At 33.4% G+C, this 16,819-nt stretch carries 19 protein-coding genes; 12 read left to right on the plus strand and 7 right to left on the minus strand.

Features of this window, described 5'->3' with window-relative positions; all coding sequences use genetic code 11:
- Nucleotides 1–95: 95 nt before the first annotated feature.
- Complete coding sequence (locus E0I26_RS03505) at nucleotides 96–485, plus strand: Sec-independent protein translocase subunit TatA/TatB (protein WP_131915092.1); 390 nt, start codon at nucleotides 96–98, stop codon at nucleotides 483–485.
- Nucleotides 485–1,048, plus strand: coding sequence for a phosphatase PAP2 family protein (locus E0I26_RS03510; RefSeq protein WP_131915093.1), 564 nt, complete (start codon nucleotides 485–487; stop codon nucleotides 1,046–1,048). The genes E0I26_RS03505 and E0I26_RS03510 overlap by 1 nt, the downstream gene beginning before the upstream one ends.
- 144 nt (nucleotides 1,049–1,192) lie before the next feature.
- Here the strand turns inward: E0I26_RS03510 and E0I26_RS03515 are convergent, their stop codons facing one another.
- Nucleotides 1,193–1,834 (minus strand): O-methyltransferase, encoded by a 642-nt coding sequence (locus E0I26_RS03515; protein WP_131915094.1) that lies wholly within the window; start codon nucleotides 1,832–1,834, stop codon nucleotides 1,193–1,195.
- A gap of 80 nt (nucleotides 1,835–1,914) precedes the next feature.
- Between E0I26_RS03515 and rlmN the strand changes: the two genes are divergently transcribed.
- Nucleotides 1,915–2,958, plus strand: a complete 1,044-nt coding sequence (gene rlmN / locus E0I26_RS03520; protein WP_131915095.1) for a 23S rRNA (adenine(2503)-C(2))-methyltransferase RlmN — start codon at nucleotides 1,915–1,917, stop codon at nucleotides 2,956–2,958.
- Between the two features lie 67 nt (nucleotides 2,959–3,025).
- On the opposite strand, the gene E0I26_RS03525 is transcribed toward rlmN, so the two are convergent.
- Nucleotides 3,026–3,907 (minus strand): hypothetical protein, encoded by an 882-nt coding sequence (locus tag E0I26_RS03525; protein WP_131915096.1) that lies wholly within the window; start codon nucleotides 3,905–3,907, stop codon nucleotides 3,026–3,028.
- A gap of 234 nt (nucleotides 3,908–4,141) precedes the next feature.
- Here E0I26_RS03525 and E0I26_RS03530 point away from each other — a divergent pair, with 234 nt between their 5' ends.
- The 5 genes from E0I26_RS03530 (at nucleotide 4,142) to dnaG (ending at nucleotide 9,803) form a co-directional block, all read left to right on the plus strand.
- The gene (locus E0I26_RS03530) at nucleotides 4,142–5,119 is read left to right on the plus strand and encodes a polyprenyl synthetase family protein (protein ID WP_131915097.1); all 978 of its coding nucleotides are present in this window, start codon (nucleotides 4,142–4,144) and stop codon (nucleotides 5,117–5,119) included.
- A gap of 209 nt (nucleotides 5,120–5,328) precedes the next feature.
- Complete coding sequence (locus E0I26_RS03535) at nucleotides 5,329–5,889, plus strand: RNA polymerase sigma factor (protein ID WP_131915098.1); 561 nt, start codon at nucleotides 5,329–5,331, stop codon at nucleotides 5,887–5,889.
- Nucleotides 5,876–6,568: a hypothetical protein gene (locus tag E0I26_RS03540; protein ID WP_131915099.1), complete on the plus strand. Its 693-nt coding sequence runs from the start codon at nucleotides 5,876–5,878 to the stop codon at nucleotides 6,566–6,568. The genes E0I26_RS03535 and E0I26_RS03540 overlap by 14 nt, the downstream gene beginning before the upstream one ends.
- Nucleotides 6,569–6,602: 34 nt before the next feature.
- Nucleotides 6,603–7,706, plus strand: a complete 1,104-nt coding sequence (locus tag E0I26_RS03545; protein ID WP_131915100.1) for a hypothetical protein — start codon at nucleotides 6,603–6,605, stop codon at nucleotides 7,704–7,706.
- Nucleotides 7,707–7,820: 114 nt separating this feature from the next.
- Nucleotides 7,821–9,803, plus strand: a complete 1,983-nt coding sequence (dnaG, locus tag E0I26_RS03550) for a DNA primase (protein WP_131915101.1) — start codon at nucleotides 7,821–7,823, stop codon at nucleotides 9,801–9,803.
- A gap of 155 nt (nucleotides 9,804–9,958) precedes the next feature.
- Here the strand turns inward: dnaG and E0I26_RS03555 are convergent, their stop codons facing one another.
- On the minus strand, nucleotides 9,959–10,588 hold the full coding sequence (locus E0I26_RS03555; RefSeq protein WP_131915102.1) for a response regulator transcription factor: 630 nt from the start codon (nucleotides 10,586–10,588) through the stop codon (nucleotides 9,959–9,961).
- Between the two features lie 94 nt (nucleotides 10,589–10,682).
- Complete coding sequence (gene nadE / locus E0I26_RS03560; protein ID WP_131915103.1) at nucleotides 10,683–11,483, minus strand: NAD(+) synthase; 801 nt, start codon at nucleotides 11,481–11,483, stop codon at nucleotides 10,683–10,685.
- 100 nt (nucleotides 11,484–11,583) lie between these two features.
- Between nadE and gldB the strand changes: the two genes are divergently transcribed.
- A complete protein-coding gene (gene gldB / locus E0I26_RS03565; RefSeq protein ID WP_131915104.1) occupies nucleotides 11,584–12,540 on the plus strand; it encodes a gliding motility lipoprotein GldB in 957 nt (318 codons plus the stop codon).
- The gene (gene gldC / locus E0I26_RS03570) at nucleotides 12,540–12,875 is read left to right on the plus strand and encodes a gliding motility protein GldC (RefSeq protein ID WP_113665160.1); all 336 of its coding nucleotides are present in this window, start codon (nucleotides 12,540–12,542) and stop codon (nucleotides 12,873–12,875) included. Before gldB ends, gldC begins: the two co-directional genes overlap by 1 nt.
- 24 nt (nucleotides 12,876–12,899) lie before the next feature.
- On the opposite strand, the gene E0I26_RS03575 is transcribed toward gldC, so the two are convergent.
- Genes E0I26_RS03575 through E0I26_RS03585 form a run of 3 tightly spaced genes read right to left on the minus strand, consistent with a single transcriptional unit; the run spans nucleotide 12,900 to nucleotide 15,012 of the window.
- Nucleotides 12,900–13,559: a hypothetical protein gene (locus tag E0I26_RS03575; protein ID WP_131915105.1), complete on the minus strand. Its 660-nt coding sequence runs from the start codon at nucleotides 13,557–13,559 to the stop codon at nucleotides 12,900–12,902.
- 25 nt (nucleotides 13,560–13,584) lie between these two features.
- Nucleotides 13,585–14,205 carry a ribosome biogenesis GTP-binding protein YihA/YsxC gene (gene yihA, locus E0I26_RS03580; RefSeq protein WP_131915106.1) on the minus strand — a complete coding sequence of 207 codons (621 nt, stop codon included), beginning with the start codon at nucleotides 14,203–14,205 and terminating at the stop codon, nucleotides 13,585–13,587.
- Between the two features lie 33 nt (nucleotides 14,206–14,238).
- Nucleotides 14,239–15,012, minus strand: coding sequence for an alpha/beta fold hydrolase (locus E0I26_RS03585; protein WP_131915107.1), 774 nt, complete (start codon nucleotides 15,010–15,012; stop codon nucleotides 14,239–14,241).
- Between the two features lie 381 nt (nucleotides 15,013–15,393).
- Between E0I26_RS03585 and mraZ the strand changes: the two genes are divergently transcribed.
- Together mraZ and rsmH are read left to right on the plus strand one after the other, a co-directional pair.
- The gene (mraZ, locus tag E0I26_RS03590) at nucleotides 15,394–15,867 is read left to right on the plus strand and encodes a division/cell wall cluster transcriptional repressor MraZ (RefSeq protein WP_131915108.1); all 474 of its coding nucleotides are present in this window, start codon (nucleotides 15,394–15,396) and stop codon (nucleotides 15,865–15,867) included.
- Nucleotides 15,842–16,750 (plus strand): 16S rRNA (cytosine(1402)-N(4))-methyltransferase RsmH, encoded by a 909-nt coding sequence (gene rsmH / locus E0I26_RS03595; RefSeq protein WP_205728767.1) that lies wholly within the window; start codon nucleotides 15,842–15,844, stop codon nucleotides 16,748–16,750. The genes mraZ and rsmH overlap by 26 nt, the downstream gene beginning before the upstream one ends.
- The last annotated feature ends 69 nt before the right edge of the window (nucleotides 16,751–16,819 follow it).

A 16,819-nucleotide genomic window follows, 5' to 3' on the forward strand; every position in this document is an offset into this window, starting at 1 on the left:
GAAAAAAGACTCTGAAAAGAGTCTTTTTTTTATGAAAAAATTAAAAGTCAAAGATTCAAAATTAGGTATCTTTGCAACAATAAAAAATAAGAAATATGTTTGGCATAGGAGGAGGCGAATTAATTTTTATCATGTTTATAGTACTCATGCTTTTTGGGTCGGATAAAGTACCGGAAATAGCCCGCACGATGGGTAAAGCAATGGCACAATTAAAACATGCTACGAATGACATAAAAAGTGAGATTCAAAAAGGAGCGGAAGCTAATGGATTAGATACGCAAACACTAACCGATTTAAGAGGAAATATTACATCGGAAATCAATAAAGCGAAAGAAAACCTATTGGGAGATACGTCTCAAATTAGCGATATAACCTCAGAAATAAATAAAGCCAAAGACAGTTTACTGGGCGAAACAACCACTCAAATCGAAACAACTAAAGAAGTTATAGAAGATGTTACAGGACCTATAAAACGTCAGATGTAATGTTAGAAAAGTTACTGTCTTTAGATACGGAATTGTTTGTTTATTTGAATGGGTTAGGGTCGGAAACGTATGATGGACTTTGGTTATTTATTACCAGACAAAGCAACTGGACTCCTCTTTTTTTACTCCTTTTGTATGTTATTTATAAAAAATTAGGAGTTAAACAAACCTTGTATTTATTGCTGTTTGTAGCAGCTTTAATCACAATTACAGATCAAACAACAAACTTGTTCAAGAACGGATTTCAAAGATTACGCCCTTGTAATAATCCTGAAATCAATTCCTTTATACGTATAGTTCAAGAACGCAAATCATTCAGTTTTTTCTCGGGACACGCCGCTAATTCAATGGCAGTTGCAACATTTTTGTATTTTAATTTTAAGGACAAAATCAGGTTTTTTGGCTTCCTGTTCTTATGGCCACTCATCTTCGCTTACAGTAGGATCTATCTGGGATTGCATTATCCATTGGATATTCTTACAGGCTATTTCTTCGGATTTACTTTTGGATTTTTGATGTTCAAAGGATACAAAATTGCACAACAAAAGTATTTCCCACAATAATAATTTTAGAATTATTTAGGAGCTATTTCCTGCTATTCGCTGTATCTTTTCCTTGTCCTTCTTCCTTCTCAGTCAGAATTACAAGAAAAAGGATGCCGCTTCTATCAGGGCTAGGGCATTTATTTTTTAAGGGAGTATCCTAAACTAAAGAACTCGACTTACCGTTAATCCATCACGAATAGGCAACAAAACCGTTTCTACTCTTGGATCAGTTGCTAATAACTGATTGTATTCCAGTAATACTTTTGTGCTCAAATCATTGGGTTGCAACGGTTCCAGAACTTTCCCGCTCCACAACACATTATCCGATAAAATAATCCCTCCTTTATTCATTTTTGGAACAATCAAATCAAAATAGTTGAGGTAATTTTCTTTATCAGCATCAATAAAAACCAAGTCAAATTTTAAGTCAAGTGTTGGAATGATGTCAATTGCTTCTCCTAAATGTTGTACAATTTGTTTCCCCCAAGGTGATTTGTCAAAATGTTTTCTTTGAAAATCAACTAATTCTTCTTTGATGTCAATCGTGTGCAATTGTCCGGTTTCCTGCATGCCTTCGCACAAGCACAACGCCGAATAGCCGGTATAAGTGCCAATTTCCAGAATATTTACTGGTCGAATCAATTTAGACAACATACTCAAAACCCGACCTTGAAAATGTCCGCTCAACATTCGCGGCAGCAGAATTTTTTGATAGGTTTCCTTATTCAGAGCTGCCAGTAAAGCCGGTTCTTTTTCAGAATGTTGCTCGATGTAATCTTCTAATTCTTGGGAAATGAAATGCATTATTTTAAATTTTTCACAAAATTACAAATAACCAAATTCACAAATAACGAAAACCTCAAAATACTTACTAACTTTGCACCATGGAAATCGAGAAAAAAGACATACGATCCTTATCAAAAGAACAACTACGAGATTTTTTTGTCGCTAATAACGATAAAGCCTTTCGTGGAAATCAAGTTTACGAATGGTTGTGGAGTAAAGGCGCACATAGTTTTGAGGATATGACCAATGTTTCTAAGGGAACACGTACGATGCTGGAAACACATTTTGTTATCAATCACATCAAAGTGGATACGATGCAGCGCAGTGAAGACGGAACCGTGAAAAATGCTGTTCGTTTGCATGATGGTTTGGTGGTGGAATCGGTTTTGATACCTACAAACACAAGAACTACAGCTTGTGTTTCGAGTCAAGTAGGTTGTAGTTTAGATTGCAACTTTTGCGCCACAGCGCGATTAAAAAGAATGCGAAATCTGGAACCGGCTGAAATCTATGATCAAGTAATTGCCATTGATAAAGAAAGCCGTTTGTATTACAATCATCCGTTGTCGAATATTGTTTTCATGGGAATGGGAGAGCCACTTATGAATTACAACAATGTGTTGAAGGCAATCGAAATGATTACTTCCTCGGAAGGTTTAGGAATGTCGCCTAAACGAATTATGGTTTCGACTTCGGGAGTTCCTAAAATGATTAAGAAATTAGCAGATGATGACGTGAAATTCAAATTAGCGGTTTCGCTACACTCTGCAATCGATGAAATACGTTCCCGAATTATGCCGTTTAGTGCTAATTTTCCTTTGGCAGATTTACGCGAATCATTGGAATATTGGTATCGAAAAACTAAAAGTAAAATCTCCTACGAGTATGTCGTTTGGAAAGATATCAATGACAATAAAGCTTCAATAGATGCTTTGGTGAAGTTCTGTAAATACGTTCCTTGCAAAGTGAATCTGATTGAATACAATCCAATCGATGATGGAGAATTTCAACAAGCTTCTGAAGAATCAATTAATGCGTATATAAAAGCACTGGAAGCGAGCGGTATTGTAGTAAAAGTGCGTCGAAGCCGCGGAAAAGATATTGATGCTGCCTGCGGTCAGCTGGCAAATAAAGAAGCATAAAAAAAGGAGTTCAATTTTGAACTCCTTTTTTAGTTTTTAACCTCTTTGGGGAGATTGAGCCAATTTTTTAATTACCTAAATGAATTACAGTTGCTGTACCTCCATCTATGGATAACATAGCCATATGGTCACATTCTCCTGTTCCATAATTAATTGTCGCATAGTGCGAATTTTTTGAAAGTTTTAATGTGCCAGACACAGGATATGGTGCTGGATTTTGTTGTAAACTACAAGCGGTTTTATGAACCAATGGTGTTGCTGCTTCTATTAAAGAGGTAAAAACAGATCCATTTGGATGTGTTGTCGTAAATGTTCCGTAAGTAGAATGCACATCATCCGTTGGGCTTGTATGGGTAGAAAATCCAGCAGTCATTTCTCTTATTCTTTCTCCGTTACGGATGTAAACTCCAGCCGTTGTGGTAAGTTTCATGTTGGTCATGGTAAATGTCGTTTTTGGATGTATTATAACTCCATCGCTTAGCATTTCTCTTTTCCATGTGGATGTTCCTTCTAGTTTACGGTCATTTACATAAAATCCATCAAAAGTGACAGTCATGTATTTCGGGAAAGCGGTTCCGGTAGTGCGGGTCAATATAATTTTTCCTTTTAGGGAATGTCCTCTAAATAAACAAGCTGAAGTTGCAGTTCCAAAAGTAATGGTCAATTTTCTAATTTCAGCTGTTGAGCCTAAATCGCTAACTAGTGCACATTCAGGTTTTATTGAATAGTAATCTCCAATAGTTCTGCCAGTTGCAGATCCTTCTTTTGCTTCGTATTGATCATCAGCAATAAGGGATACATCGTCTATGACATCATCCATATCCTGATTAGCGGCAACATCGTTACTGGTTACGCTTGCTTGTTGTGCAGGGGTATCTGATTCCTTTGTGCAACTTGTAAATGCAAAAATGCTCAAGGTCATTCCGATTAATAAAAATTTTGTTTTCATAACTGTAGGTTTTTGGGGTTTGGTTTTAATTAGATCGTCAAATATACAAAAGATTTAATCATGTTTTTAACGTAAAAACAAGCTAATGTTTAGTGAATTTAATAAAAAAATACAGTATCTGTTTTTTTGATGTAATGAAGAATGCGTCTTGTTGTATATAAAAAAAATAACTAAAATACTTACTTATATTTAGTGATGTTTTTTTATTTCAAAAAATGTATATTTGAATTCTAAATGAATGTCACCTCTAAAATAAAACAGCCCATTTTCAACGAAATGGAACTTTTTGAAAAAAAGTTCTACGAATCGATGACTTCCAAAGTGGCTTTGTTAAATAGAATTACCTATTATATTGTAAACAGAAAGGGAAAGCAAATGCGTCCGATGTTCGTTTTTCTGACTGCAAAAATGGTTTCGGGAGGTATTGTGAACGACAGAACCTATCGTGGTGCCTGCGTTATTGAGCTTATTCACACAGCGACATTAGTTCACGATGATGTAGTGGATGACAGTAATCGCAGAAGAGGTTTTTTCTCCATCAATGCGCTTTGGAAAAATAAAATTGCGGTACTTGTGGGTGATTATTTATTGTCCAAAGGGCTGTTGCTTTCCATTGATAATGGAGATTTCGATTTGCTTCGAATTATTTCTGTCGCAGTTCGCGAAATGAGTGAAGGTGAATTACTTCAAATTGAAAAAGCCCGAAGACTTGATATCACAGAAGATATTTACTATGAAATCATTCGAAAAAAGACAGCGACACTTATTGCTGCCTGTTGTGCTCTTGGCGCAAGATCCGTTATTGAAGATGAAGTTCAGGTAGAAAATATGCGAAAATTTGGAGAACTCATTGGGATGGCTTTCCAAATAAAAGATGATTTATTCGATTACACCGAAGATGCCATTGGTAAACCTACCGGAATTGATATCAAAGAACAAAAAATGACTCTGCCTCTCATTCACGTTTTGAATACGTGTACTTCTAAAGAGAAAACATGGCTTATCAATTCCATTAAAAACCATAATAAAGATAAAAAACGCGTCAAAGAAGTTATTGCTTTTGTAAAAAACAATAACGGATTGCTTTATGCAGAACAAAAAATGATAGAATTTCAGCAAGAAGCACTTTTGCTTTTAGATAGTTATTCTGATTCGGAGTTTAAAGATGCGCTGATTTTAATGGTAAATTATGTGATTGAAAGAAAAAAATAATTATTTTTTTTAAATAATTTTCTCTCGTTAACTATTGATTTTATTGACTTTTTTGGTTTTCAATTTGTAAAAACAAAAATGTTTCTATTTAAGATGCAACCTTTTTGCAATCCAACTCGTCTATGCTAATAGAAGTCAGGTTCAATATCAAAAATCAATTGCAATAGCAATGAAAAATATTGAAATTGAAATTGCCATTGAAATTATTTATGAAAGTAATCAACTTACATCAGGAGGAAAATGAATTAATCCAGTTAGCTGTCGAAAATAATCGGCAGGCGCAACAGCAGATTTATACCAAGTTTTCTCCAAAAATGTTAAGCGTTTGCCGCCAATACATAAAAGACATTCATCAAGCCGAAGATATTATGATTACTGCTTTTATGAAAGTGTTTACGAATCTGAATAATTTTCAGCACAAAGGAAGTTTTGAAGGCTGGATTAGAAGAATCATGGTCAACGAATGTATTTCTTTTATCCGAGTTGAAAAAAAGCTAAAATATAGTGAAGATGAAACCTATTTTGAAGAAAGTTTTAATAACATCGAAAGCCAATTTTCAATAGCTGACATTCAATTTTTAATAGACAGTTTGCCGGATGGCTATAAAATGGTTTTCAATTTATATGCTATCGAAGGATATAAACATCACGAAATTGCAACTATGTTAGGGATTAATGAAGGAACATCAAAGTCGCAATTGTCACATGCCAGAAAAATGCTGCAAGGACAGATTAGCAAATTAAAAAATTACAGTTATGGAACCGAATAAATTAGAAACACAGTTCAAAGAGCAATTGAATTCTCGGGAGATCAAACCATCAGAAATGGCTTGGAGCAAATTGGATGCGATGCTTACGGTTGCTGAAAAACCAAAAGCTAAATTTCCTTGGTTGTTTATAGCTGCCAGTTTTGTTGGATTTCTATTGATAGGAACGGTTTATTTTGGTCAAAAAGAAAATACAATTGAAAATCAGAAAAATGAGATTGTTATTCAGAATTCAGTTGCTCCAAAAGCTACTGTAGTCCCTGATAATAGTATAAAACTAAAAACGGAGGATGAAAAAGGTTTAGTTGCCAATGTTGTCCAAAAATCTACTTCGGGAACTAACAAAACTCCAATTTTAAAAGAAAAATCGATAGACGTTAACAATAATTCAAATCAAAATCAAGCAGCAGAAGTTTCAATTAGTAATCAAAAAACAGAACAAAAATTAATCAAATCACAAATCAGCGATGTTACAGTTGACGAACTGTTAGCAGTTGCTGGAAATCCTTCGAAAAAGGAAAATCAATTGAATCAAAAACTGGCTGTACATGTAAATGCCGGTAATTTACTTTCGCAGGTAGATGGAGAATTAGAACTTTCCTTTCGAGAAAAAGTAATTAGTAAAGTAAGCAAGAATTTTCAAACCATAAAAGTGGCTCTAGCTAATAGAAATCTACAATAAATCAATCATCAATCACCTTTAAAACCAAATCATCATGAGAAATTTTACAATTTACTTAGTAGTACTGTTATGTCTTTTTGCCAGTAGAATGCTAGCGCAAGAATCTTTTGAGACAAGAGCAAAAAAAATTGCCGAAAAGATTGAAAAAATCACCAAAGAAGAAAAAGAAACATTAAAATTAGAAGTGGAGGAAGTTAATGTTCAATTAGAAAAAGGAGTAATTACTAAAGAACAAGCTGATTTAAAAAAACAAAGATTGGCTCAGGCAAGAGCAACAATAATTGAAAATAAAGTAACAGTTGCCCAAGAGGAACTGAAAGATTTAGTGCAACAGAAAGTTGATGGCAAAATTAATAACCAATCATCTGATGTCCAAAAATGGGAAGGGGCAATAATTGTAATTGGCGAAAATAATGATTCTATAAGTAAAAATAAAACGGAGATTAATATTACTTCAATGAAAGTGTATCAAGGCCAAAAAGAGAAAAATGATCGCCAATCAAAAAGAACAACATCTCAAGTGGTTTTTGCAGCAGGATTAAATAATGTTGTGACAAATGGGACCACAGATAAATCGGATTTTAGATATTGGGGTTCACATTTTTACGAATGGGGTTTAACATATAACACCAGAATTATAAAAAGCGATAATCTTTTGCATTTAAAATATGGATTTTCTGTAATGTATAATAATCTTCGTCCTACAGGCAACAGGAGTTTTGTAGTGAATAATAATCAAACGAATCTAGAAATAAACCCAATTCATCAAGATGAATCTCGTTTTAAAAATGTATATTTAGTGGCACCAGTTCATTTAGAGTTTGATTTTTCGGGTAAAAAAATAAAAGAGAACAAGCCATTTTTTAAAACGCATCAAAGTGTCCGTTTTGGAATAGGAGGTTATGCAGGAATCAATTTGAAATCAAAGCAAATTATCAAGTATGATGACAATGATTTAAAAGCTACGGAAAAAACCAAAGGGGATTTCAATACCAGTAATTTTATCTATGGTTTGAGTTCTTATATAGGCTACGAGGTCACGAGTTTATATGTGAAATATGATTTGAATCCTTTGTTTAAAGACAATGCGGTGAAACAAAATAACGTTTCCTTAGGAGTGCGTTTCGATTTTAATTAGAAATTGTTTTAGTTAGTTTTTTAAGAACCCTTTCAGAGTTTCAAACGCTGAAAGGGTTTATATCTTTAAAAACTTTGTAACTTTGACCTTTTACAACTTTGACCTTATATTAAATTGATTTCAAAAGCCACTATAGATACTGTTTTCGAAACTTCTCGTGTAGAGGAAGTTATTGGCGATTTCGTACAATTAAAACGTGCGGGAAGCAACTTCAAAGGATTAAGTCCGTTTTCTGAAGAGCGTTCTCCATCGTTTATGGTTTCGCCAGCTAAGGGAATTTGGAAAGATTTTAGTTCTGGAAAAGGAGGGAATTCTGTCGCTTTCTTGATGGAACACGAAAAATTCACGTATCCGGAAGCCATTCGCTATTTAGCCAAAAAATACAATATCGAAATTGAAGAAACCGAGCAGACGGATGAAGAAAAATCCAATACTGATGTTCGAGAAAGCATGTATTTGGTTTCAGAATTTGCAAAAACCTATTTTCATAATACACTTTTAAACTCTGAAGAAGGGAAAGCAATTGGCTATTCTTATTTTAAAGAACGCGGTTTTACCAATGAAATCATAAAGAAATTTGGATTGGGTTATTCCCCGGAAGCTTGGGATGCTTTTACCAAAGAAGCATTAGGGAAAGGATATAAATTAGAATTTCTGGAAAGTACGGGTTTAACAATTGCAAGAGAAGACAGGCCATTTGACCGTTTCAAAAGTCGTGTGATGTTTCCAATACAAAGTATGTCAGGAAGAGTACTCGGTTTTGGAGGAAGGATTCTTACCAATGATAAAAAGGCGGCAAAATACCTGAACTCACCAGAAAGTGAAATTTATCATAAAAGCAAAGTTTTGTATGGTATTTTTCAAGCCAAACAATCCATTGCGAAATTGAATAATTGTTATTTGGTCGAAGGATATACGGATGTAATTCAGTTCAACCAATCCGGAATTGAAAATGTTGTTGCTTCCTCAGGGACCGCTTTGACGCCAGATCAAATCCGATTGGTAAATAGATTGACAAAGAATATTACGGTTCTTTTTGATGGAGATGCTGCCGGTTTACGCGCTTCGATTCGAGGAATCGATTTGATTCTTGAAGAGGGAATGAATGTGAAGGTATGTACATTTCCTGATGGAGAAGATCCGGATAGTTTTGCCAAGAAAACGTCTTATGATGATTTAGTTTTATACCTCGAAAATAATGCGAAAGATTTCATTCAGTTCAAAGCATCGCTTTTGATGAATGAAGCCAAGAATGATCCCATAAAAAAAGCGGATTTAATTCGAGATATGGTAGTCAGTATTTCGAAAATCCCAGATAGAATTCAACGCGAAATTTATATTCAGGAATGTTCCAGAATTATGGATATTTCGGAACAAGTGCTTGTCAGTACCTTAGCGCAATTAGTTCAAAAAGATGTTGTTGAAGTTGGGAAAAAGCAAAAAAAAGAGCAATTGCAGAATGCTTTTGACTATGTTAAAAATGAAGATACAGTTGAGGCGGATAAAGTAGATTCTCTGTATCGATTTGAACGTAAAATAATTGAAATCCTGTTGCTTTATGGTAATAAAACAGAAAAATTTGAAGAAGTTCTATTAAAGTCAAATAGTGATGGAGAAATTATAGACGTTACTGAAGTTAAAGAATTAAAAGTTTTTCAGAAAATATATTTGAGTTTGCAAGATGATGAAGTAGAATTTGCAAGTCCTATATTTAGAGAGATTTATAAAAATTTAATAGATTATTATTTGCAAAATGAGGATTCTGGACTTGAAAAATATATCAATCATTTTCAGTCAGGTATTCCAGATGAAGTAACTAATATTATAATGGAGGATGAGAAAAATGTATTGCATAATTGGGTAGGTCAAAATATTTTTCCTAAAACCAAAGATGAAATGTTAAATCAGGATGTTTCAGATACATTACTTACTTTAAGATGGTTTTTACTGAGTGAAATTATAGAAGAGTTAAAAAACTCAGTCTCTAATGAACCAGATTCGGATAATATGGAGTCGCTATCTTTAGTGATGAATTATATCGAGTTAAGAGGGAAATTTTCAAAAAAATTAGGAAGAGTTGTGGTACGCTATCATTAAAGGAGCATGATTTTTTCACTCCATAATAATTAAAAAAGCTCTGTGTCATCTGAAGCAAATTCAGATAATACAGAGCTTTTGTTTATGGTGATGGATTACAATGTATTAATCCATTCTTTTTCAAGAAAAATAGAGAGAGTTATGCTGTGGTATTCTTAAACGATCTCTAAAGTTTTTGCTTTGTTTACCAAGTCTACTAAATTGGTAACATTTAGTTTTGTTAGTAATCGTAATTTGTACGTACTAATTGTTTTTTCATTGAGTTTCAGAATTTCAGCAATCTCATGATTTTTCTTCCCATCACTTAGATAACGTAAAACTTCTACTTCTCGATTGGAAAGCTTACGATATAAGCGCTCGCTCTTACTTTGTTTTGCAATTAATGCTAGATTTTTCTTTACAGTCTCATTCATGATTATCTTGCCTTGGTGGACTTTGATAATCGATTGGCCTAGAGTTTCTAACTTTTCTTTTTTGTGGATAAACCCAGAAACTCCCGCTTTAATAGCATTGGGTGCATAAATTTGTTCTGAAAGACCACTGAAGATAATAATTTTAGTTTTTGGAAAATTTTTCAAGATTGCTTTAACCTCAAAAATACTGGAAAGACCTTCCAGTTCCAAATCTAAAATCAATACATCAATTTCTTTAGTTAAAAGGATATCCCGTACCATCAAGAAATTACCTACATTGGCAACTATTGATATCTCTGCATTATCTTTAAAGTAAGATTTTACTCCAAAATGCACAACAGGATAATTATCGGCTATACATACTTTAATCATGATTTTAAATTTTTAGAATTAATTGTTATTGGAAGTGTAAAATTAATAAATAAATTCTGTAATTAATTGTAAATCAATATAAAATGTGACTTCTTTATTTTTTTGGGATAAAACAAACAGGAATTGCGGTCATTTTATGTTGATTAATAGTATTTAATCGCTTATAAATTTCGAAAACAACTTTTTCTCTTCCTGAAAAAGCATTCGAAGATTGTCCGGCTTCATCTTGGGTCATTGCCCATTCCAGCTCGTCATAACTGGCTCCTAATTGATCTTCATCTGTTCTTTCGTCACCAAATAATCCATCAGTAGGGGATGCATTTAAAATAGAATCCGGTACTTTTAAGTAATTGCCCAAAAGAAAGACTTCAGACTTCATTAAATCAGCAATAGGACTCAAATCAACTCCGCCATCACCATATTTTGTATAAAAACCCACTCCGAAATCTTCTACTTTGTTTCCAGTTCCTGCCACTAATAAGCAATGAATGCCGGCAAAGTAATAAAGTGTTGTCATTCTTAACCGTGCTCGGGTATTGGCAAGTGATAAATGAACTTTATCGGAATCTGAAATATAGGGTACAGCTTTCTTGAAAGTTTCGAAAACGGAGCTCAAATCAGCTTCAATACTGGATACATTAGGAAATCTTTTTTTTAATTGTTCAATATGTTCCCGTCCACGGGTTATGTGACTTTGTGCCTGATGGATGGGCATTTCAACGCATAAAACTTTTAATCCTGTTTGTGCACATAATGTTGAGGTAACTGCCGAATCTACTCCTCCGGAAACCCCAATTACAAAACCATTCACTTTTGCATTTTCGGCATATTTTTTTAACCAATTTACAATATGGGTATTCACTTTTTCAACCTGTAATGTACTTTTTTTAGTCATAATAGTTTACATTTTAAAAATCAGGAATGTATATTTGCAAAATCAATTTGTTGCGCATTCGTTTCCTTAGATTCTTTGGACACAAATTTAATTAATATATATGAAAAAATATCTGTTTCTTGTAGTCTTTTGTCTCTTTATTTTATCCTGTGACAAGAAAAATAAAGTTGAAAGTGCCGTGACAGCAATTCCTTTAGAAGTAAAAGTGGAACGCTTTGACAAAATATTTTTTGAAACTCCACCTCAGGATTTAGAGAAAGTAAAAAAAGAATTTCCGTTTTTTTTTCCTCCGGGAAACGATAATAGTGTGTGGTTGCATAAAATGCAAGATCCGATGTGGAGAGAATTGTACACGGAAGTTCAAAAAAAGTATGCTGATTTTCAACCTGTAAGAATAGAATTGGAGTCACTTTTTAAACACATCAAATATTATTTTCCTAAGACAAAAATACCAAAAGTAATCACTATAATCTCTGAAATGGATTATAAAAACAAGGCTATTTATGCGGATAGTTTGGTTGTTATTTCACTTGAATTGTATTTAGGAAAGGATCATAAGTTTTATCAGTTTCCAAATTATTTGAAACAAAATTTTGAGGAAAGACAAATCGCTCCAGATGTAGTTTCGAGTTTTTCGGAACGTCAAATTCCGCCTGTTTTGGACAAAAATTTACTTAGTCAAATGATTTATTATGGAAAGCAATTGTATTTAAAAGACTTACTTTTGCCGGATTATACCGATGCCGAAAAGATGGGATATACTCCAGAACAGATAACATGGTGTCAAGAAAATGAAAGTTATATGTGGCGTTATTTTATTGAAAAAGAAATGCTTTACAGTAATGATCAAAAGTTAATTTCCCGGTTTATAAATCCGGCACCATTTTCTAAATTTTATTTAGAAATTGATAATGAATCACCAGGGCAGGTTGGTGCCTGGATAGGATGGCAAATGGTACGTTCTTATATGAAAAATAATGAAGTGCCTTTGGTAGATTTATTAAAAACCAATGCAAAAGAAATATTTGTGAAATCAAAATACAAACCCAAGAAGTAATGTCGAATAAAAATACATCAGAAATTAAGTTTCTAATTGAATTGGATGAAAACCGTGTTCCGGAAAAACTACTATGGTCTGCCAAAGACGGTGGAGTAGAACAAGAAGAGGCAAAAGCAATTATGTTGTCTATCTGGGACAGCAAGGCAAAAGAAAGTATGCGAATTGATTTATGGACTAAAGATATGCCGGTTGACGAAATGAAAATTTTCTTTCACCAGACTTTAGTGGCGATGTCCGAAACATTCAAACGTGCTACAGATGACGAAAAAATGGCAGATACCATGAAAGATTTCTGCGATTATTTTGCAGAGAAATTGGAGTTGACGAAATGATTATAAAAAAAAAGAGCTGTTTGTCTAAATGGCTCTTTTTTTGTTTGTGATGGATTTCTTTTTTAAATCTTTTAATATTTTTTTTAAGGAAACAATCATTAATCTATTTGAACTTTTGTGAAAAGAAATGTTGTCAATTAGTTTATCTGATTTTTTAGTTTCCCATACTGATTTTTGTTTTGTTGCACTGGCTGTTCCAATCGCTCTTTGTGAATAGATAATTTCTTGTGAATTTAAATCGTATATTTCTAAACTCACTTCGCTTTGATTGGAGCCTTTTGAATTTTCATCTTCATATAAGCCGATAGTACCTATTTCGTCCTTATTTTTCTTAGAAGAGATATTGATAAAATAATCAAAACCAGTTCCGATTTTTAGTTCTTTAAGTTTTTGTTTATTTGGGTTTAATGGTATTTGATAAGGTATTAATAAGCCGTTGACGTTTTCTCTGTAAAAATAACGATCATTTAAATTATCTTTAAAGAAAATAGTAGCTTCATTGGTTAGTTTTTCGACATTATAACCAGGGCAGTCTATTTGGTTAAGCAGCCATTTTCCATTTGTGAAATCAACACCTGTTTTATAATCGATATTAGTTAAAAGGTAAGTGCTGGTTTTGCAAGAAGCAAAAAAAACTACAATTATGGCTAAATTAAGAATTGAGACAATATTTTTTTTTGTCATGTTTTTTTGCTGCTTAAAAATGTTTCTAAAACTGACTGTTGTTTTTGAAAACTTCTTGATTCACTTCGTCAATATAAGAAAGTAATTCTTCTTTTCCTGTAGATTCTGTTGCGGAAGTAACAAAGTAATGCGGCATTTCGGCCCAATTGTTAGCAAACATTTTCTTTTTGTACGCTGCAATATGAGAATCGATTTTTACTTTACTGATTTTATCTGCTTTGGTGAAAACGATACAAAAAGGAATCTCACTTTCGCCCATATAGGACATGAATTCAATATCTATGGTTTGCGCTTCATGACGAATATCAATCAAAACAAATGCGCAAACTAATTGTTCTCTTGTTTCAAAATAATCAGTAATAAACTCCTGAAAAATTGATTTCGTTTTTTTAGAAACTTTGGCATAACCGTAACCGGGTAAATCGACAAGAAACCAATTGTTGTTAATCAAAAAATGATTAATCAATTGTGTTTTTCCCGGTCTTCCTGATGTTTTAGCTAATTTTTTTTGATTCGTTAGCATGTTAATCAAAGAGGATTTTCCAACATTTGATCGGCCAATAAAAGCATATTCCGGCAAAAAGTCTTTGGGACATTTGGCTACATCGGAGTTGCTGATAACAAATTCGGCGGTATTAATTTTCATTTTTTCTAGGTGTAAAATTCTCCTTTTATAGAATTAGTGTGCTGATAAATGGGTATGGGTTAACCAGTCTTCTAACAAACGATTAAATTCATCAGGATGCTCCATCATGGCAGCATGACCGCATTTATCTATCCAATATAAGGTAGAATTAGGTAATAATTTATTGAATTCTTCTGCAACATCCGGAGGTGTAACTTTGTCGTTTTTTCCCCAGATTATACAAGTTTGAACATGCATTTTTGGCAAATCTTTTGCCATATTATGACGAATGGCACTTTTGGCAATTGTCAGTGTTTTTATCAATTTTATTCGGTCATTTACAGATTCGTAAACTTCATCAATAAGTTCTTTGGTGGCTACTTTTGGATCATAAAATACATCTTCAGCTTTTTTCTTGATGTATTCATAATCACCTCTTTTAGGATAACTGTCACCCATTGCGCTTTCGTAAAGTCCAGAACTTCCGGTTATTACAAGCCCGGCTACTTTTTCAGGATACATTTTAGTGTGGTACAAAGCAATATGACCACCTAATGAATTTCCTAAAAGAATTACCCTGTCTAACCCTTTGAATGTGATGAAATCTTTAACGTATTTTGCAAAACTTTTTACATTCGTTTTTAAAATGTTTTGAGTGTATATCGGTAAATCTGGGATTATTATTTTATATCCTTTTGTAGAGAAGTAACTTGCAACGGCGTCAAAGTTGCTAAGTCCACCCATAAGTCCGTGTAAAATGACAATTGGAGTTCCTTCGCCAGCTTCATAATAGCTGTATCTACCTTCTTTTTTATAGTGTTTTTCCATTTTTTTTGAATGCGGATTTTCAATTTTGACAAATATAGGATTTAATAAATAAAAATGAATTTTTACAACAATTTTTAATTGTAAAATTATACATGTTGATGTGAAAACAGGCTTTTCTTTTTGAAGTATTTCAGCTTCAGATTTTAATTATTTTGAACCTGTTCCTACCATTTTAAATTGAAATTTCATGGTATTTCGCCTCCTTTTTTTTATAACATTACCTTTCTTACAAATAAAATAAAAAGATGCTAACGTTCTGACTGTCCAAAAATTAAGGGTTTTTGCTCAAAAGTGGTTAAACTTATTAACAAAGTGGGATATAGTGGTAAATTGTGGTAATATTTTTTATATTTTTGCTCAACATCATTTAAAACTTTTTGCTTGGATACAATTATAGGAACATATGAATGTAAAGTCGATGCTAAAGGAAGGTTGCTGTTGCCAGCACCTTTAAAAAAGCAATTGGCTGCTTCACTTCAAAACGGTTTTGTTTTGAAGCGTTCCGTTTTTCAGCCTTGTTTGGAATTATATCCTATGCAGGAGTGGAATTTGATGATGCAAAAAATCAATAAACTGAATCGATTTGTAAAGAAAAACAATGATTTTATCCGCAGGTTTACTGCTGGGGTTAAAGTTGTTGAAATTGATGCTTTAGGTAGATTATTGGTTCCGAAAGATTTAGTGATGTTTGCGAGTATTGCTAAAGAGGTGGTATTCTCGTCAGCAGTGAATATCGTTGAGATTTGGGATAAAGATTTATACGAAAAATCAATAAATGGTGAAGATGTTGATTTTGCAGATTTGGCAGAAGAAGTAATGGGGAATTTAAATGACGACGACAATGGAATATCATAATCCGGTTTTGCTTCAGGCATCAGTAGATGGTTTAAATATTAAGCCAGATGGCATTTATGTAGATGTGACTTTTGGTGGAGGAGGGCATTCAAAAGAAATTTTGAAAAGACTCGGGCCAAACGGAAAGTTGTTTGCTTTCGATCAGGATGAAGATGCTTTGGCGAATGCCCTGCCTGATGAAAGATTTACGCTTATTAATGAGAATTTCCGTTTTATAAAACGGTTTTTGCGTTTTTATGGGGTGAAAAGTGTTGATGGAATCTTAGCAGATTTAGGGGTTTCGTCTCATCAATTTGATGTTCCGGAAAGAGGTTTTTCTACTCGCTTTGATGCAGGATTAGATATGAGAATGAGTCAGAAAAATGATTTGAATGCCTATCGGGTTGTCAATGAATATGATGATGCAAATTTGAGAAGGGTGTTTTTGGATTATGGTGAATTGAAAAATGCACCTGCTTTGGCAAGAACAATTATAGAGGCCAGAGAGGAGCAGCCAATAAAAACAACCGATGAATTGAAAGAGGTTTTAGCGAGATTCTTACCGGAAAGAGTTAGGAATAAAATATTGGCTCAAATCTATCAGGCTATCCGAATTGAAGTGAATCAGGAAATGGATGTTTTGAAAGAGTTTTTGGAGCAATCCTTAGAAATATTGAATCCGAGTGGCAGATTAAGCGTGATATCGTATCATTCATTAGAAGATCGATTGGTGAAAAGATTTATGAAAAACGGAATGTTTGAAGGGGAACCTGAACGTGACTTTTTTGGTAATTTTTCAGTACCATTTAAAACTGTTGGGAAATTAATTGTTCCCGATAATGCTGAAATAAAAGAAAATAATAGAGCAAGAAGTGCCAAATTAAGAATAGCAGAGAAGAGATAATCCCCACCCAGCCTCCCCAAAGGGGAGGAGCCAAAGTGGGGAAATAAATACTAACTTTTAACATTTCGG

The sequence above is a fragment of the Flavobacterium rhamnosiphilum genome (genome assembly GCF_004349195.1).
In the GTDB taxonomy this organism is placed as follows: domain Bacteria; phylum Bacteroidota; class Bacteroidia; order Flavobacteriales; family Flavobacteriaceae; genus Flavobacterium; species Flavobacterium rhamnosiphilum.